Annotated in this window: 14 protein-coding genes and 2 tRNA genes; 1 reads left to right on the forward strand and 15 read right to left on the reverse strand. The window is 69.7% G+C overall.

Annotation, left to right across the window (positions count from 1 at the left end; all coding sequences use genetic code 11):
* Nucleotides 1-181: 181 nt before the first annotated feature.
* The 14 genes from AB5L97_RS10505 to AB5L97_RS10570 all read right to left on the reverse strand — a co-directional run bounded on the left by AB5L97_RS10505 (nucleotide 182) and on the right by AB5L97_RS10570 (nucleotide 14,345).
* Nucleotides 182-257, reverse strand: a tRNA-Ala gene (locus tag AB5L97_RS10505).
* 1 nt (nucleotide 258) lies between these two features.
* A tRNA-Ala gene (locus AB5L97_RS10510) sits at nucleotides 259-331 on the reverse strand.
* A gap of 140 nt (nucleotides 332-471) precedes the next feature.
* Nucleotides 472-1,164: a histidine phosphatase family protein gene (locus AB5L97_RS10515; protein ID WP_369044675.1), complete on the reverse strand. Its 693-nt coding sequence runs from the start codon at nucleotides 1,162-1,164 to the stop codon at nucleotides 472-474.
* A gap of 5 nt (nucleotides 1,165-1,169) precedes the next feature.
* Nucleotides 1,170-1,562, reverse strand: a complete 393-nt coding sequence (rsfS, locus tag AB5L97_RS10520; RefSeq protein ID WP_307959150.1) for a ribosome silencing factor — start codon at nucleotides 1,560-1,562, stop codon at nucleotides 1,170-1,172.
* Between the two features lie 38 nt (nucleotides 1,563-1,600).
* On the reverse strand, nucleotides 1,601-2,953 hold the full coding sequence (locus AB5L97_RS10525) for a hypothetical protein (protein ID WP_369044676.1): 1,353 nt from the start codon (nucleotides 2,951-2,953) through the stop codon (nucleotides 1,601-1,603).
* A 7-nt stretch (nucleotides 2,954-2,960) separates the two neighbouring features.
* Complete coding sequence (gene nadD, locus AB5L97_RS10530) at nucleotides 2,961-3,659, reverse strand: nicotinate-nucleotide adenylyltransferase (protein ID WP_307959152.1); 699 nt, start codon at nucleotides 3,657-3,659, stop codon at nucleotides 2,961-2,963.
* Between the two features lie 11 nt (nucleotides 3,660-3,670).
* Nucleotides 3,671-3,913 (reverse strand): hypothetical protein, encoded by a 243-nt coding sequence (locus tag AB5L97_RS10535; RefSeq protein WP_307959153.1) that lies wholly within the window; start codon nucleotides 3,911-3,913, stop codon nucleotides 3,671-3,673.
* 80 nt (nucleotides 3,914-3,993) lie between these two features.
* The gene (locus AB5L97_RS10540; RefSeq protein ID WP_369047411.1) at nucleotides 3,994-5,295 is read right to left on the reverse strand and encodes a glutamate-5-semialdehyde dehydrogenase; all 1,302 of its coding nucleotides are present in this window, start codon (nucleotides 5,293-5,295) and stop codon (nucleotides 3,994-3,996) included.
* A 181-nt stretch (nucleotides 5,296-5,476) separates the two neighbouring features.
* Nucleotides 5,477-6,613 carry a glutamate 5-kinase gene (gene proB / locus AB5L97_RS10545; RefSeq protein WP_369044677.1) on the reverse strand — a complete coding sequence of 379 codons (1,137 nt, stop codon included), beginning with the start codon at nucleotides 6,611-6,613 and terminating at the stop codon, nucleotides 5,477-5,479.
* Complete coding sequence (obgE, locus tag AB5L97_RS10550) at nucleotides 6,597-8,225, reverse strand: GTPase ObgE (RefSeq protein WP_307959155.1); 1,629 nt, start codon at nucleotides 8,223-8,225, stop codon at nucleotides 6,597-6,599. Before obgE ends, proB begins: the two co-directional genes overlap by 17 nt.
* A gap of 146 nt (nucleotides 8,226-8,371) precedes the next feature.
* A complete protein-coding gene (gene rpmA / locus AB5L97_RS10555) occupies nucleotides 8,372-8,629 on the reverse strand; it encodes a 50S ribosomal protein L27 (RefSeq protein WP_307959156.1) in 258 nt (85 codons plus the stop codon).
* Between the two features lie 49 nt (nucleotides 8,630-8,678).
* Nucleotides 8,679-8,990, reverse strand: coding sequence for a 50S ribosomal protein L21 (rplU, locus tag AB5L97_RS10560; protein WP_307959186.1), 312 nt, complete (start codon nucleotides 8,988-8,990; stop codon nucleotides 8,679-8,681).
* Between the two features lie 273 nt (nucleotides 8,991-9,263).
* On the reverse strand, nucleotides 9,264-10,844 hold the full coding sequence (gene thiD / locus AB5L97_RS10565) for a bifunctional hydroxymethylpyrimidine kinase/phosphomethylpyrimidine kinase (protein ID WP_369044678.1): 1,581 nt from the start codon (nucleotides 10,842-10,844) through the stop codon (nucleotides 9,264-9,266).
* A gap of 3 nt (nucleotides 10,845-10,847) precedes the next feature.
* A complete protein-coding gene (locus tag AB5L97_RS10570; RefSeq protein ID WP_369044679.1) occupies nucleotides 10,848-14,345 on the reverse strand; it encodes an Rne/Rng family ribonuclease in 3,498 nt (1,165 codons plus the stop codon).
* Between the two features lie 458 nt (nucleotides 14,346-14,803).
* Between AB5L97_RS10570 and AB5L97_RS10575 the strand changes: the two genes are divergently transcribed.
* Nucleotides 14,804-15,496, forward strand: a complete 693-nt coding sequence (locus AB5L97_RS10575; RefSeq protein WP_369044680.1) for a vitamin K epoxide reductase family protein — start codon at nucleotides 14,804-14,806, stop codon at nucleotides 15,494-15,496.
* A gap of 179 nt (nucleotides 15,497-15,675) precedes the next feature.
* Here AB5L97_RS10575 and ndk read toward each other — a convergent pair whose 3' ends face one another.
* On the reverse strand, nucleotides 15,676-16,095 hold the full coding sequence (ndk, locus tag AB5L97_RS10580; RefSeq protein ID WP_307959160.1) for a nucleoside-diphosphate kinase: 420 nt from the start codon (nucleotides 16,093-16,095) through the stop codon (nucleotides 15,676-15,678).
* Nucleotides 16,096-16,113: the final 18 nt, after the last annotated feature.

Raw genomic sequence — 16,113 nt, forward strand, 5'->3', positions numbered from 1 at the left:
GACCCCGCCGAACCATTCGCCAGCATCCGCGCCGCGAAGACCGCCTGGGCCACCAAAGAGGGACGCCAGGACGCCGAACGAACATTGGTGGACATAGAACGACGCCCTCGCATCGCGAGGGCGTCAGATCCTATTTCGTTGTCCAGTGTTTATTCGGCCATAGGTTCGAATAAGACACTTATGGTGGAGGTAAGGGGATTCGAACCCCTGACCTTCTGCATGCCATGCAGACGCGCTACCAACTGCGCCATACCCCCGTGGAGCTGAGGGGACTCGAACCCCTGACCCCCTGCATGCCATGCAGGTGCGCTACCAGCTGCGCCACAGCCCCGAAAGTCCACTCCATCAGCGTGAACAAGGGCCTTTCGGCCAGCCCACCCCGTTCGGAGCAACTCGACTATCTTAGATCGTCGCGCGGCGTCCGCACAAATCCGCCGAGCCGCACGCCGGGCGACCGGGCGGCGTCGTGCGTCACCCCTCCTCGAGGGTCACGGGCACGGGCAGCGTGCCCGCGTTGTGCTCGCCGAGGCGCCACCGCAGAGAGCCGTCGTTGTGGGGCCTGCGCTCCTCGAGGATCGACCACGAGCAGTTGGACAGCCCGGAGAGCGCACCCCAGAGGTCGTGGGGCAGGCCGAGCAGGTGCGCAAGCCCCACGCGAATCGCGCCGCCGTGGCTCACGACGACGAGCGTGCCGTCCGCGGGAACGTCACCGAGGGCACGGTCCACGGCTTGGTGGACCCGTGAGGCCACATCGAGCCGTGTCTCGGCACCGCCCGCCGCGGTGTGCACGTCGCCGTCCTCCCAGAGGTGGAGGGCGTCGGGGTCCATGGTGCGGATCGCGTCGAACGTGTGGCCCTGCCAGTTCCCCGCGTTGGTCTCGCGGAGGCCAGCATCAACTTTCGCGGGCAGGCCTGTGACGGAGGCGAGCGCGTCCGCCGTCGTGCGTGCCCGGGCGAGATCCGAACACACGATCGCGTCCGGCGAGAGTGAAGCGAGCCGCAGGGCGGCTTCGGCGGCCTGCTGCCGCCCCTCCTCGTTGAGCGGGACGTCGATCTGGCCCTGGAAGCGTCCGGCGGCGTTCCAGTCGGTGCGTCCGTGGCGCCAGAAGACAATGCGCCTGCCCGTTACCCGCGAGTATCCCGCGCCTGCGGAGTCAGTCGTCACGGGCCTCAGCCCGCGGCGGAGGCGGATGCTCCGGCGCCGTCGAGCCCGAGGTCGATCACCGGGCAGTCCTTCCACAGGCGCTCGAGCGCGTAGAAGGCACGGTCCTCGTCATGCATGACGTGCACCACCACATCGCCGAAGTCCAAGAGGACCCAGCGGCCCTCGGACCTGCCCTCGCGGCGCACGGGGCGCCGGTCGAGCTGGACCATGAGCTCGTCCTCGACGTTGTCGACGACCGCGTTCACCTGGCGCTCCGACTCCGCGGACGCGATGACGAAGATGTCGGTGATGGCCAGACGCTCGCTCACGTCCACCGCCACAATATTCTCCGCCAGCTTGTCGGCAGCAGCCTTGGCTGCCGTCCGAGCCAGCTCGATGGCCTGTTCTGTTGCGCTCACTCTTCTCCTACGGGGTTGCTGACATTTTGCTGCGGAGGCTATTTGCTGCCGAGCACGATCATGATGATGGCCACGATGAGGGCCAGGAGGCCCACAGCGGCGACCCCGAGGAGGATCAGCCGCTCGCGTTCGGCGCGACCCGCTCCTGCCTCCGCGGAGTTCAGGGGGTCGAGCCCGTGGGCGCTGCGCGCCGACACAGGTGCGCCCTCGGGCGGCTCAGTCCTCCGGGACGACATCGGTGCGGAGACGGGCTGCGGCGGGCGCTGCCGCGCCGTCCTGCCCGTGATCACGGGCACGTGAGTTGTGGAGGGCGGCTTCATCACCGGGTGCGGCACTCCCGGGAGGCGCACGAACTCGAGTGGGGTCACCATCGCCAGATTGTCCGTCGCGGCGGGAGCCGGGGCCTTGCGCGGCGGGGCCACGGCGTCCCTGCGTGATTCCTCGGCAAGGCGCTGCTTGGCCTGCGCACGGCGGTTGAGAATCGCGGCACGCTCTGCCATGGCCACCTGCTCCGCGAGCACCGCCGGATCGACGTCCGTGCCGCTCCCGCCTCGCTGCGCCTCGAGCATGGCGGTCTGGTTCTTGGCCTGCTCTTTGAGGAGCTCCCGAGCTGCCGTGATCTGGTCGTGGCTCAGTCTGCGGAACGAACCGGTCTCAGGGCCGAGCGCCGGGGTCACGGTGAGCCCCTGCGGCACGATCCCCTGCATCGCCGTGGGAGGCGCCGGGTCCACGCCCGGTACCGGAGCACGCCCCGCGCTGCCCGCGCTGTGGCTGGCGTGCCCGTGGGGGGCCGGGATCACCGGCAGAGCCTGAGCGGGCAGCGATTGACCGCCTTCGGGCTCCGGCTGCGTCGCCGGCAGGGGCGTGCCGACCGTGGGGAGCTTGCCCGTCTCCCGCTCACGGATGGACCGTCGGGTCGGGAACGACTGCTGGGCGGCCTGCTCCTTCTCGGCGAGTTCACGCCGCACCCGTTGGGCAGCGCGGTCGCGGGCTCTGGCCTGCGAGCTCCGCTCGGCCTGGGGCTGGCCGGGGTCGGCCTCGTGCGAGCGGCGGGCCCGCAGACTCTCACCTCCGGAGCGATCGGCGGACGACGGCCACGCCTCGGCTCGTGCTGCAGCCTCAGCCGCGCTCTGGGCGGCTCTCCTGGCCGTGGCACGCTCCCGCGCGGCAGCCTCCGCATCGGCTCGCGCTTGCGCCGCGGCGCGCTCCCGCGCCGCGGCAGCCTCCGCTTCAGCGCGCTCCCGCGCCGCGGCAGCCTCCGCTTCAGCCCGACCGCGGGCCTCGGCCTCCGCCTGGGCTGGCGTCAGCCGCGTTCCCTCGGCAGCGTCGAGCGAGGCCTGTGCGAGGCGACGCTCGCGCCGGCTCGTCATCGGCTTGTCCTCGTTGCTCATGCTTGGCTCACCGCGCAGCAGCTGCTGCGCTCCCTGCCTCTCCGTGGTTGTCCTGGCCCCGTCTGCCGTCCTTGCTCGGGCGAGTTCCGTCGTGTTCTTCAGTGAGGTAGAGGCCGTACTTGGCGATGTACTGCACCACTCCATCCGGCACGAGATACCAGACCGGGTCGGACACCGCCACGCGGGTACGGCAGTCCGTCGAGGAAATCGCCATGGCCGGGACCTCGAGGAGGCTCACGTCCTTGCGTCCCAGATCGTGGAGCTCATGCCCGGGGCGCGTCACACCCACAAAGTGGGCCAGCTCCCAGAGTTCGTCGACGTCCTTCCACGAGACGATCTGCTCCATGGCGTCCGCACCCGTGATGAAGTAGAGATCAGCCTCGGGCCGCAGACGCCGCAAGTCGCGCAGAGTGTCGATCGTATAGGTCGGCCCTGGACGGTCGATGTCCACCCGGCTGACAGTGAAGCGCGGGTTCGACGCCGTCGCAATCACCGTCATGAGGTAGCGGTGCTCCGGAGGACTGACCCTGCGCCCCGACTTCTGCCACGGTTCCCCGGTCGGCACAAAGACGACCTCATCGAGGTCGAACCTCGCGGCGACCTCACTGGCTGCGACAAGGTGCCCGTGGTGGATCGGGTCGAAGGTTCCGCCCATGACGCCGAGACGGACGCGCCGTCCGCTCTCGGGCTGCTCTCCCGGGGCCAAGGCGAAAGGGCTCAGTGGCCCTGACCGCGGTCGTGCTTGTTCGGGTGCTGACGGTGCGGGTCAGCATGCTCGTCGACGGCCTCGTGGCGGCGGCCGAGGTTCGTGTAGGAGGCCGTGACGAACAGGAGGATCACGAAGATGACAAACATGGCGCCTCCGATCACGAAGGGCGGCGCGATAAGCGGCGCCGGCGCCTCCTGGCCTGCGGCCTCGCCGCTCACAGTGACAGCTGCGCTGATCAGCGATGCCAGCATGGTCTCCCCTTCAGGTCGTAACTCAGGTATTCAGCTGCGGGTGCAGCTCCTTGGGCTAGGTTTCATCCTACCCCGGCGGATCAGCCGCGGACCTGTCCCTCGCCCTGCACGATCCACTTGGTGGTCGTGAGCTCGGAAAGGCCCATCGGCCCGCGCGCGTGCAGCTTCTGGGTCGAGATGCCGACCTCGGCCCCGAGTCCCAGCTCCCCCCCGTCCGTGAATCGTGTCGAGGCGTTCACCATGACGGCAGCGGAATCGATCTCCGCAATGAACCGCTCGGCATTGGCGAGGTCATTGGTGATGATCGCCTCGGTATGTCCGGTGGTCCAACGGCGGATGTGGGCGAGTGCGTCGTCGAGGCTGTCAACCGTCGCGACGGCGATCTCGAGGTCCATGTACTCGGTGGCCCAGTCGTACTCGGTGGCCGGCTCGGCGCTGACACCGTCCGGAAGGGCAGCCATGGTGCGGCCGTCCACATGGAGCCGGACCCCCCGCGCGGCAAGAGCGCGCGCCACGGCCGGCAGGACTGTCGAATCACGGTGCATGAGGACCGTCTCGACCGTGTTGCATACGCTCGGTCGCTGAGTCTTGGCGTTGACGAGGATCTCAACGGCCATGTCCTCGTCCGCGCTCGCGTCGATGAAGATATGCACGTTGCCCTCGCCGGTCTCGATGACGGGGACCGTCGAGTTGAGCACGACGTTCTGGATGAGCTCACGCCCACCCCGCGGAATGAGCACATCGACTCGCCCGCGTGCCTTCATCAACGCGTTGGCGCCCTCGCGGCCATAGGCATCGACGCTCTGGACTGCGTCCGCGGGCAGCCCGACGGAATCGAGCGTGTCCCGCAGGATGTCCAGAAGTGCGGCGTTCGTGTGGGCGGCGGCGCTGCCGCCGCGCAGGATCACAGCGTTGCCGCTCTTGAGCGCGAGGCCGGCGATGTCCACTGTGACGTTGGGTCGGGCCTCGTAGATCGCGGCAACCACGCCCATCGGAACGTTCACCTGACGGACGCGCAGGCCGTTGGGGAGGGTCTGGCCGCGCACCACATTTCCTACGGGATCGGGGAGGCCCGCGAGCGTTTCGAGGGCATCGACAAGCCCGTCGATGCGTGCCGGGGTGAGGGCGAGCCTGTCGAGGAGGGCCGTGGATGTGCCATTGGCACGCCCGGCTTCCAGATCCTTGGCATTGGCCGCGAGAACCTGCGCCTCGTTCGCCTTGAGGGCGGCACCGATCGCGCGGAGGGCGCGGTCCTTCCACGCCCGGTTCGCACGGGCGAGGACTCGGGATGCTGCGCGGGCACGATCTCCCATCGCGTTGACCGCAGCCTCGACGTCCACTGCGGTGTCCGCGGCCGCGCTTCCCAGTGCCGGGCTCTCCATTGCCGGGGCAGCGGCAGCAGTCTGCTCGGCGGGAAGGGTATCGGGCGCGGCCTCACGCGCAGTGTCAGTCATGCATCAAGTCTACCGAGACGCGCCCGCGCCCGGCCCCACCCGTGCCACAGGGGCGAGCAGCGCCGAGCGCCGGGCCACAAAGCGGCAGGGCTGCAGCGTGAAAAACTTCTCAGAGGAGCACGAGGTCGTCCACGTGGACGACGACGCGCTCGTACTCCGGCCCCATCTCGCGCCCGAGGTCTCTCGTGGAGCGTCCGAGCATCGCCGGCAGCTCGTCCGCGGAAAAGTTCACGAGCCCGCGCGCGAGCACGTGCCCCGACTGGTCCGCGATCTCCACGGGGTCGCCGGCTTCGAAGTCCCCGGACACGGCCGTCACGCCGGCGGGCAGCAGCGAGCGGTGGCGGTCCGCGACGGCCCGCACCGCGCCGTCGTCGAGCGTCAGGGTCCCCCGGACCGCGGCGAGATGCTCGAGCCACAGGAGCCGAACCGGCTTGCGCCGGCCGCTGACGCTGAACCAGGTCCCGACGTCCTCCCCGGCCAGCGCCCGCGAGGCCGCCGAGGTAGAGGTCACGAGGGCAGGTATCCCCGAGCTCGCAGCGATCGTGGCGGCCTCAACCTTGGTCGCCATGCCGCCCGTGCCCACGCCTGCCTTGCCCGCGCTGCCGATCCGGACACCGTCGAGGTCCCCCGCACCACGCACATGCCCGATCCGGGTCCCGCCCTCTGACGGCGGCCCCGTGTACACGGAGTCGACGTCCGAGAGCAGCACGAGCGCGTCCGCGTGGACGAGGTGCGCGACGAGGGCGGCGAGGCGGTCGTTGTCTCCGAAGCGGATCTCGTGGGTCGCGACGGTGTCGTTCTCGTTGACCACGGGGACCACCCCGAGGTGGAGGAGCTTCTCCAGAGCGCGGTGCGCGTTCTTGTACTGGGTGCGGCGCACCAGGTCATCCGCGGTGAGGAGGACCTGGCTCACCGTGACGCCGTGCGCTCCGAACGCCTGCGTGTACCGGGCCATGAGGAGCCCCTGGCCAACGCTCGCAGCGGCCTGCTGGGTCGCGAGGTCTTTGGGCCTGCGGGCGAGGCCCAGCGGCGCAAGCCCCGCAGCGATCGCGCCCGAGGAGACGAGCACGATCTCGGTGCCCATGTTGGCCCGCTCAGCGAGCGTGTCGACGAGCGCGGCGAGGGCCTTCTCGGAGATGCCGCCCCGGATAGTCGTGAGGGACGACGAGCCAACCTTGACCACGATGCGACGCGCAGCAGGCAGCCACTCACGTCCTGCGACCTGCACTTCAGAGGTTGTCGTCATCGGCCCAATCCCCCTCGGCCGCCTCCTCGCTCGCCACTGCCGCGCGGGTCGACTCGTGGGCCGCATCCGCTCCAGCGGCACGACGGCGGGAGGACTCGGTCCAGATCCCGGCGCGCCGCTCGGCTTCCAGCTCATCGCGGGCGGCCGCCTTGGCAGCCTTGCGGTCCTCATAGTCCTCGCGCTTCTCAGCACGCGTCGGACGCTCCCAGTCAGCGAGCCTCAAGTCCGTTCCGCGGGGGCCCGTGAGCAGCTCGGCGCCCGTCATCATGGTCGGCTCCCAGTCGAACACCACGCCGTCCTCCTCGCCGATCACGACGGTGTCTCCCGGCTTTGCCCCGACCTTGAAGAGCTCGTTCTCGACGCCGAGACGGTTGAGCCGGTCGGCGAGATAGCCGATGGCCTCCTCATTGGTGAAGTCAGTCTGGATGACCCACTTCTCGGGCTTGTCGCCGAGCACGCGGAACAGCGGCTCGAGGTTGCGTTCCTCGCGCCGGATCGTGAACTCCGTCTTGTTGACGGCTCGAGGGCGCAGGATCGTCGGCGTCACCTTGGGCGGGGCGGTCTCGAGCAAGTCCCGCGCCGCCTGGACGATCTCCGCCATCGCAAAGCCAAGCGCCCTGAGCCCCGCGTGGCTGGTCGCCGAGACCTCGAACACGCGGTAGCCCCGCCGCTCCAGCTCCGGGCGGACCATCTGGGCCATCTCCTGGCCGTCCGGGAGGTCGGTCTTGTTCAGGGCTACGAGCTTGGGCCGCTCGTTGAGCGGCGTGGCTTCGCCGTCGACGCCCGCGTAGCTCATGTCGACCGCGTACTTCTCGAGCTCGCGTTCGATCACATCGAGGTCATCGAGGGGGTTCCGGTCAGCCTCAAGCGTCCCGCAGTCGAGAACGTGCACGATCGCCGCGCACCGCTCGACGTGCCGCAGGAAGTCGTGGCCGAGGCCGCGGCCCTCGCTGGCACCTTCGATGAGGCCGGGCACGTCCGCGATGGTGAAGCGCACGTCGCCGGCCTGGACCACCCCGAGGTTCGGCACGAGCGTCGTGAACGGGTAGTCGGCGATCTTGGGCCGCGCAGCAGACATCGCGGCGATGAGGCTCGATTTGCCGGCGGAGGGGAAGCCGACGAGGGCGATGTCCGCGATCGACTTGAGCTCGAGGACAATGTCGCCCTGTTCGCCCGGAATGCCCAGGAGTGCGAAGCCCGGCGCCTTCCGCTTGGCAGACGAGAGCGCAGCGTTGCCGAGACCGCCCTGACCGCCCGCTGCGGCGATGAACTCGGTGCCTTCGCCGACGAGATCGGCGAGGACCTCTCCGTCGCGGGACTTGACGACGGTGCCGTCCGGTACCGGCAGCACGAGCGTCTCGCCGCTGTGCCCGGCGCGCCAGTCGCCCATCCCGGGACCGCCGTTGTCGGCGTTGCGGTGCGGCGAGTGGTGGTAGTCGAGCAGCGTGGTGGTCTGGTGGGAGACACGCAGGACGACGTCGCCCCCGTTCCCACCGTTCCCGCCGTCAGGACCGCCCAGCGGCTTGAATTTCTCCCGCTTGACCGAGACGCAGCCGTGGCCACCGTTCCCGCCCGAGACGTGGAGGACCACACGGTCGACGAAGCTGGCCACTTGTAACTCCTAAGGTCTTCGGGTCTGACCCGATTCTAGTGCTGGCCCCTCGGGAATCCGGTGGGGACAGCAAAAGGTGGAGCGGACCACTGGCCCACTCCACCCTCATGCTGGGCGCGCCCTGATGGGCGCGGGTCACTGCAGCGTTATGCCTGCGCAGCGACGATGTCCACGACGCGGCGGCCGCGACGGGTACCGAACTGGACCGCACCGGGCGTCAGGGCGAACAGAGTGTCGTCCTTGCCGCGGCCGACGCCGTTGCCCGGGTGGAAATGCGTGCCGCGCTGGCGGACGATGATCTCGCCAGCGTTGACAGTCTGGCCGCCGAAGCGCTTGACGCCAAGGAACTGAGCGTTCGAGTCGCGGCCGTTGCGAGTGGAGCTTGCGCCCTTCTTATGTGCCATGAGCTGTGCCTCCCTGAGGAAATCTAGAGTCTGGGCGAACCGGAGAGGTTCAGGCGTTGATGCCGGTGATCTTGACCTTGGTCAGCTCCTGGCGGTGGCCCTGGCGCTTCTTGTAACCGGTCTTGTTCTTGTACTTCTGAATGACGATCTTCGGGCCACGGAGGTCTTCGAGGACCTCGGCCGTGACCGTCACCTGAGCCAGCTCAGCAGCGGCAGAGGTAACCTTCTCACCGTCGACCAGCAGGAGGGCGGGCAGCTCGATAGTGCTGCCAGCCTCACCGGCCACGCGGTTGAGGGTGACGTAGTCTCCGACGGAAACCTTCTCCTGACGGCCGCCGGCGCGGACAATCGCGTACACCACTGGGGAACTCACTTCTCTCGACGATATTTCTAAAAGCTCTTTGCGCGCGACGCCCGGCGTCCGTGCACTGCACGGCGCGTCAGGCGTCCAAACTGTGCTTTCTGCCGTGAGTCCGCAAGGGGAATCCCTGGGAGTGAACCCCAAGTGACGGCGCAAGCACCGAGGATCAAGGATACGCTAGTCCTCTGCCCGGCCGCAAATGAGCCGGCCACCGGCCATCATCGACCGGCAAGCACGCCTGTACAGTCTAGCCCACGCGCGGGGCACCTGTGCTCACGCATACCGGCGCGGCGCGTCGAAGAACTCCCGCTCATAGACGGATGAGGCCATGAAGGCCTCCCGCATCGCCTCGCGCTCGGGGGCTGACGCCCGCCGGCCGGCCGCATCCGTGTACGCGATGGCACGGCGCGTCGACGCGGCGAACGCCTCGTCCGCGTACGTGCCAATCCACTCGGCGTACGGATGCTTCCCCGACTCCGGGCGGCCGGCATGCCGCGCGTGCAGCGCCGAACCGACTTCGGCGTAGATCCAGTAGCAGGGCAGCGCAGCAGCGGCGAGCACGGCATAGCTCCCCGAGGCGGAGGCGGCCAGAAGATGGTCCACGTAGGCCTTCGTCACGGGGCCCGGACGCCCCGCGCCGTCCGCACCCGATCGTGGGGCGCCACCACGAGAGGCACCGGAAGGTGAGACATCCGGAAGCCGCTGCCCGGCGGCGTCGTGCGCCTGAACCGGGTGACGGGACAGCCAGGTGCGGTGCAGCTCCGCCTCGACCGCGAGGCATACCCGGGCACCCTCGGCCCAGAAGGCCTGCTCCTCCTCGCTCGGCGCGAGGGCGCTCGCACGGGCCAGGACCCGCGAATAGCCATTGAGGTAGAGCGCGTCCTGAGTCAGGTAGTACGCGAAGTGGGCCTCGGGCAGCGTGCCTCCGTCCAGCTCCGCAATGAAAGGCAGGGCATCGATCTCCGCCCGCACCTTCGCCGTGTCCTCCCACAGGGAATCCGTGAACTCCCCCTCGGCGAGGGGCACAGAGGCCTGAGCATGGTGGAAGTGGTGCACGGGACCGTGGCCGTGCCCGACCTCGAGCTCACCCGAAGCCTCGAGGGCGCCGCGCAGCCATGCCTTGGCCACGGCCAGCGAACGCTGCCAGTCACCAGTGCGCGCCTGTACCGTCGCGAGCGCGGAGGAGAGCGAGCAGCCCGTCCCGTGCGTATTGGGGGTATCGATCCGCTCGCCGCCGAACTCGGCGATCAGAGGACCCTCGGGATGGTTCGCGTCGACGAGCGCATCCGGACAGCTCGACCCTGCGAGGTGGCCGCCCTTCACGAGCACCGTCGCGCCCGTGCGCTCGGACAGCCGCGTGCCCTGGTCAAGGGCCACGGCCCACGTGGACGCTGTCGGCTCCCCGAGGAGCGCGGCCAGCTCGGGCAGGTTCGGCGTGATGAGGTGCGCCCGCGTCAGCAGACCGCGAAGGGCTTCCTCGGCGTCGGGCGCGAGCAGCCGGTCACCGCTCGTGGCGACCATCACGGGATCGAGCACGACGACGTCCGGCCGTGTCGCGTCGAGCCATGCCGCCACGGTGCGGATCACCTCCGCATCGGCGAGCATGCCGATCTTGACGGCGTCCACCGCGATGTCGCTGCCGACGGCCTCGAGCTGGGCGGCGAGGAACTCAGGCGGCGGCGTGTGGACTGCCGTGACACCGCGAGTGTTCTGCGCGGTGAGTGCCGTGATGGCACACATCCCGTATCCGCCCATCGCGGCGATGCTCTTGAGGTCGGCCTGGATGCCGGCTCCGCCCGAAGGATCGGAGCCGGCAATGCTCAGAACCCGGGGAACCCGGGCTGTACCAGGCACTCCCTACAGCTCCGACGCCGGTACGCCGACCCCGAGGATGAGCGGACCGCCATCCTCCGGCGGCGTCTGCGGTTCGGTGCGCGGTGCCGGTGACGCGGAGCGGGTCTGGCCGCCGACGGCGCCCTCGGACGCTTCCACGCGGGTCACCTCGGCGGAACCCTGGCCGCTGCGCGCACCGCGGGAGCGGCGGCGGCCCGGGCGCGCCTCCCCCTCGGATGTCGTGTGGCGCTCGCCGGTGATCTGGTCGAAGGCCTGGCTCAGGGCGTCGAGGCTCAGGACCGGCTCCGGCGCTGGCGGCTCGTGGACGACGTCTCCGTGCGGGAGTTCGATCCGCTCGCCGCCGATGGTGAGGACAGAGAGGTGCTCCGCGTCTCCCGCCGGCACGCGGACAACGTCCGCTGCGTGGGTGGCCTCGGCCTGCGCCGCCGGTGCAGAGGCCGCGACCGCGGCGGTCGGCGACTTCTGGGGCGCCTCCGTCCCAGCAGCCGGCACCGGTGCCTGTACCGGTGCTGAAGGTGCCCCGGCATGCTCCGTCGCCTCGGTGTGGGCCTCAGGATGCATGTCGGCATCGTGGGCGTGCGCCGCGTGCGCCGCGGCCGCAACCGCCGCAAGGGCAGCCCGGGTGGCCTGGGCGCGGGCCTGCCGCTCGGCGTCGTCGACAGGGGGTTCCGGCGCCGCGGCCGGAGTCGCGGGGGCATCGGCCGGCTGGCCGCCCCCCCGACGGCGGCGCTTACGGCCAGCAGCGGCACCGTTGACTTCGGTGACGCGGGGCGCCTGGTGCTCAACGGCCGGGGCCGAGGGACGGCCATTACCGCGCTCGACCGGCTCGTCGTAGGTGATGACGCCGCGGCCCGCGCAGACCTCGCAGGTCTCGCTGAAGACCTCGAGGAGCCCTGTTCCCATCCGCTTGCGGGTCATCTGCACGAGGCCGAGCGAGGTGACCTCGGCGACCTGGTGCTTGGTCCGGTCGCGGCCGAGGCACTCGACGAGACGGCGCAGGACGAGATCGCGGTTGGATTCGAGCACCATGTCGATGAAGTCGATCACGATGATGCCGCCGATGTCGCGCAGCCGCAGCTGGCGGACGATCTCCTCAGCGGCCTCGAGGTTGTTCTTCGTCACCGTCTCCTCGAGGTTGCCCCCTGAGCCTGTGAACTTTCCCGTGTTGACGTCGACCACGGTCATGGCCTCGGTCCGGTCGATCACGAGGGAGCCGCCCGAGGGAAGGAACACCTTGCGGTCGAGCGCCTTGTGGATCTGCTCGTCGACGCGCCACTGGGCGAAGATGTCCTCGTCACCCTGGTACTTCTCGAGCCGGCCCAGCAGGTCCGGGGCCACGTAGGTCACGTAGGCCTCGATCGTGTCCCAGGCCTCGTCGCCGCTCACGATGAGCTTCGAGAAGTCCTCATTGAAGACGTCGCGGACCACCTTGATGGTCAGGTCCGGCTCGCCGTAGAGGAGCTCGGGGGCGAGGACCTTGGTTGAGGTGGCCTGGCCCTGGATCGACTCCCACTGGGAGCGCAGACGGTTGATGTCGTGCGTGAGCTCTTCCTCGCTTGCCCCCTCGGCGGCGGTCCGGACGATGACGCCGGCATCCTCGGGGAGTCGGTCCTTGAGGATCTTCTTCAGGCGCGTGCGCTCGACGTCGGGCAGCTTGCGCGAGATGCCGGTCATGGAGCCGCCGGGTACGTACACGAGGTAGCGCCCCGGCAGGGAGATCTGGCTCGTGAGGCGTGCACCCTTGTGGCCGACCGGATCCTTCGTGACCTGCACGAGGACGGAGTCTCCGGATTTGAGCGCGTTCTCGATACGGCGCGGGGCGCCGTCGAGCCCTGCCGCGTCCCAGTTGACCTCTCCCGCGTACAGCACGGCGTTCCGGCCGCGCCCGATGTCGACGAAGGCCGCTTCCATGGACGGGAGCACGTTCTGCACCCGGCCCAGATAGACGTTGCCGATGAGCGAGTCCTGCTGGGTCTTGGACACGAAGTGCTCCGCGAGCAGACCGTCCTCGAGGACCGCGATCTGGATGCGGTCCTCGTTCTGGCGGACCACCATCTGCCGGTCCACCGACTCGCGCCGGGCCAGGAACTCGGCCTCGGTGATCACGTGACGACGGCGGCCGGATTCGCGGGACTCACGGCGGCGCTGCTTCTTCGCCTCGAGGCGGGTCGAGCCCTTGACACTCTGGACACGCGTGCTCGTGGACTCCGACGGCGTCCGCGGCGCCCGGACGCGGGTGACCGTTCCGGGCGGATCGTCATCGAGACCGCCTTCGAGCTCGAGGTCCACGTCTCCGCGACGACGGCGCCGACGACGGCGCGAGGTGACCTCCTCGGACTCCTCCTCGTGCGCCTCGCCGTCCTCTTCGCCCTGCTCCTCGGAGCCCTCAGCACCCTCGGCGCCGCGAGCGGTCCGGCTCCGGCGCCCCCGGCTACGGCGGCGGCGGCGGCTCGCGACATCGGTGTCGTCGTCGTTCTCGTCCTGCTCTTCCTCGTCGACGGGCTCGACGGCAGGAGTGGGCCGGACGATGGTGCTGAGGTCCGGCGCCTGGAAGATCATCGAGGTCGGGGAAAGCTGCTCGCTGAACAGCACCCCGCGTGCGCCCTGGGGCTTCTCAGACACGTCCTCCGGCTCGGCGCCGTTGGCCGAGGCCGCGGCAATTGCGGTTCCCTCTGCGATCGTGGCCTCTGCTGTGGTGGTCCCTGCCGTAGTGGTCCCAGCTGTCGGGGTCACTGGCGCGGTTTCGCGGTCTGCGCCTCGCTGATCGGAGGTGGCGGCTGCCGCGGAAGCCGCGCCGCGGGCGGTGCGTGCGCGCCCTGCTCGAGCGGGCTTCTCCTCGGCGACGGCCTTCCCCGTCTGCGGCTGCGGCTCGGCTTGCGTGGTGGGTGCGGGCTCGGCAGCGGTTGGCCCAGCGCTCGTCGATGCCCTCCGGCGGGCGCGGACCGAACTCTTCGCACGCCGTGCCGCGGCTGGCTCGTCGCGAACGGGCTCGGCGGCCGGCTTCGTTTCTTCAGGCTCGGGTTCCTGCCGCTCGGGGAGGCTCGTCTCCGCCTTGACGGCCGCTGCGCGGGCTGACGTGCGGCGCCGCGACCGCGCCTGCGCCGGCTTCTCCCCGGGTGCGGCCTCCGGCTCGGTAGAATCCTCGGCCGCAGGAAGGTCCGCAACGGCCGCGGTGGCGTTTGAGCTGTCCGCGGTGGCCGTCTCCGGCGTGGTGTCTTCGGCCTCCTCGGTCGGAGCAGCGGCCTTGCGGCGGCTGCGGGTCGCCCGCTTGGCCGGAGAGGCCGGGGCCTCGCCAGCGGCCGCGTCCTCACCGGGACCTGCCGCGGGGGCCACGTCGACCGGTGCCGCGTCAACGGGTGCCGCAGTGGCGTCCGCCGTCGCGGCGGGGGCGCCGGTGGGCGCCGAGGCGCTACGGCGGCGGGAGGTACGGCGGGGCTTGTCCTGCTGGTCCGCCGGTGCTGCATCCGGGGTCGAGCCGCCGGGCTGCTGTTCGATATCCATCTGTGAGTACTCCAAAGCCGCCCCGTCCGCCCCCACATACGGCGGCCGCGGCGACGCCACGAGTCGGCACCCGCGGGCGCCGACGAAAGTCGGTTCTGTGCCAGCACGGCCACGCCGTGCAGGCCGGTGCCGCGTTCAACCCGCCACCGGTCAAGGCCGGGCAGGTGCCGCTCTGGCCCGAGTCACCCGGTCAGGATCGGTGGATCCGGACGGGGTCTGGGCCGGCGGTCTTCTCGCTGTGCACCTGACCGGGCACTGCATGTGGGACAGTGTCCGGCCAATGGCATTGTCTCACACGGCCTCTCACATCATGCCGCGGCCCACCCCAAGGACACGAGACTTCACAGGGCGCGGGATGTCTCGGCGCGGACGGCACGAGCGGGGTTCGGGTCCCACGACCCAGCCGCCGCCCAGACGGCCCGCCTAGAATCGAAGTCATCCGGCCAGGAAGGACCTCCATGACCCCCCAGACCAGCGCCAGCCGGGCCAACCCGGCCACCGAACGCAGCAGCGTTCCGTCTACAGCAGACCGCAGTGGCGCTGACCCGCAGGATTCCGCCGTCCACGTCATGACGCGTGCCAAGCCGTTCGCCTGGCTCCTCCTGATCACGAGCGTGGTCGGCTGGCTCGCCTCGGGCGATCTGGTCCTCGAGAAGCTCGAGAAGCTCATCAATCCGGCTCACACGACGATCTGCGACGTGAATCCGTGGGTCTCGTGCGGCGAGGTCATGAGCACGTGGCAGAGTTCCCTCTTCGGATTCCCGAACATGTTCATCGGCATCGTGGCCTTCGCGGTCACGACCACGGTGGCCATGGCCATCCTCTCGGGGGCGGCGTTCGCACGGTGGTTCTGGATCGGCCTGCAGATCGGCGTCACGCTCGGCTTCGTATTCGTCGTGTGGCTGTGGAGCCAGGCCCTCTACTCAATCGGGATCCTGTGCCCGCTGTGCATGGTCGTGTGGTCGATGACGATCCCGATGTTCGTCTGGACCACAATCCGCAACATCGTCCACGGCATCATCCCCGCGCCGGCCGGTGTGGCCCGTGGCATCGCCGACTGGGGCTGGGTGATCGTGGCCGTCGGCTACGTGGCCGTCATCGCCACGATCTTCTTCCGCTTCCTCCACATGTTCATCCCCTCCACCATGTAGCACTTCGCCGGTATCCATCTCGGATACACGTCCTGCGCGCCTTGAACCCTTTCAGGTACGCGGACGACGACGGCCGGCGCCTTCCACGCGGAAGGCACCGGCCGTCGTCGTACTCGCAATGCCGAACCGGCGCGAGAGCCGTACCCGGAACACCAGGGCGGCTGGCGGGGAGGCAGGGGTCAGGCGGAGAACCAGATGGCGATCTCGCGCTCGGCCGACTCCGGCGAGTCCGAGCCGTGGACGAGATTCTGCTGGACCTTGAGCCCCCAGTCACGGCCGAAGTCCCCGCGGATGGTCCCGGGAGCCGCGACGGTCGGATCCGTGGCGCCGGCGAGCGAGCGGAAAGCTTCGATGACGCGCTCCCCCTCGAAGATCGCCGCGACCACCGGACCGCTCGCCATGAACTCGAGGAGGGGCTCGTAGAAGGGCTTGCCCTCGTGCTCGGCGTAGTGCTCGGCGAGGAGCTCGCGGCCCGGGGTGAGCTGCTCGAGGGCGGCGAGCCGGTACCCCTTCGCCTCGACGCGGGCGAGGATGGCTCCGGTCAGGCCGCGCGAGACGCCGTCCGGCTTGACGAGAACAAGGGTGCGTTCGGTAGTCACAGGTACTCCTGGGTGAAG

The organism is Sinomonas sp. P10A9, assembly GCF_041022165.1.
Lineage (GTDB): Bacteria > Actinomycetota > Actinomycetes > Actinomycetales > Micrococcaceae > Sinomonas > Sinomonas puerhi.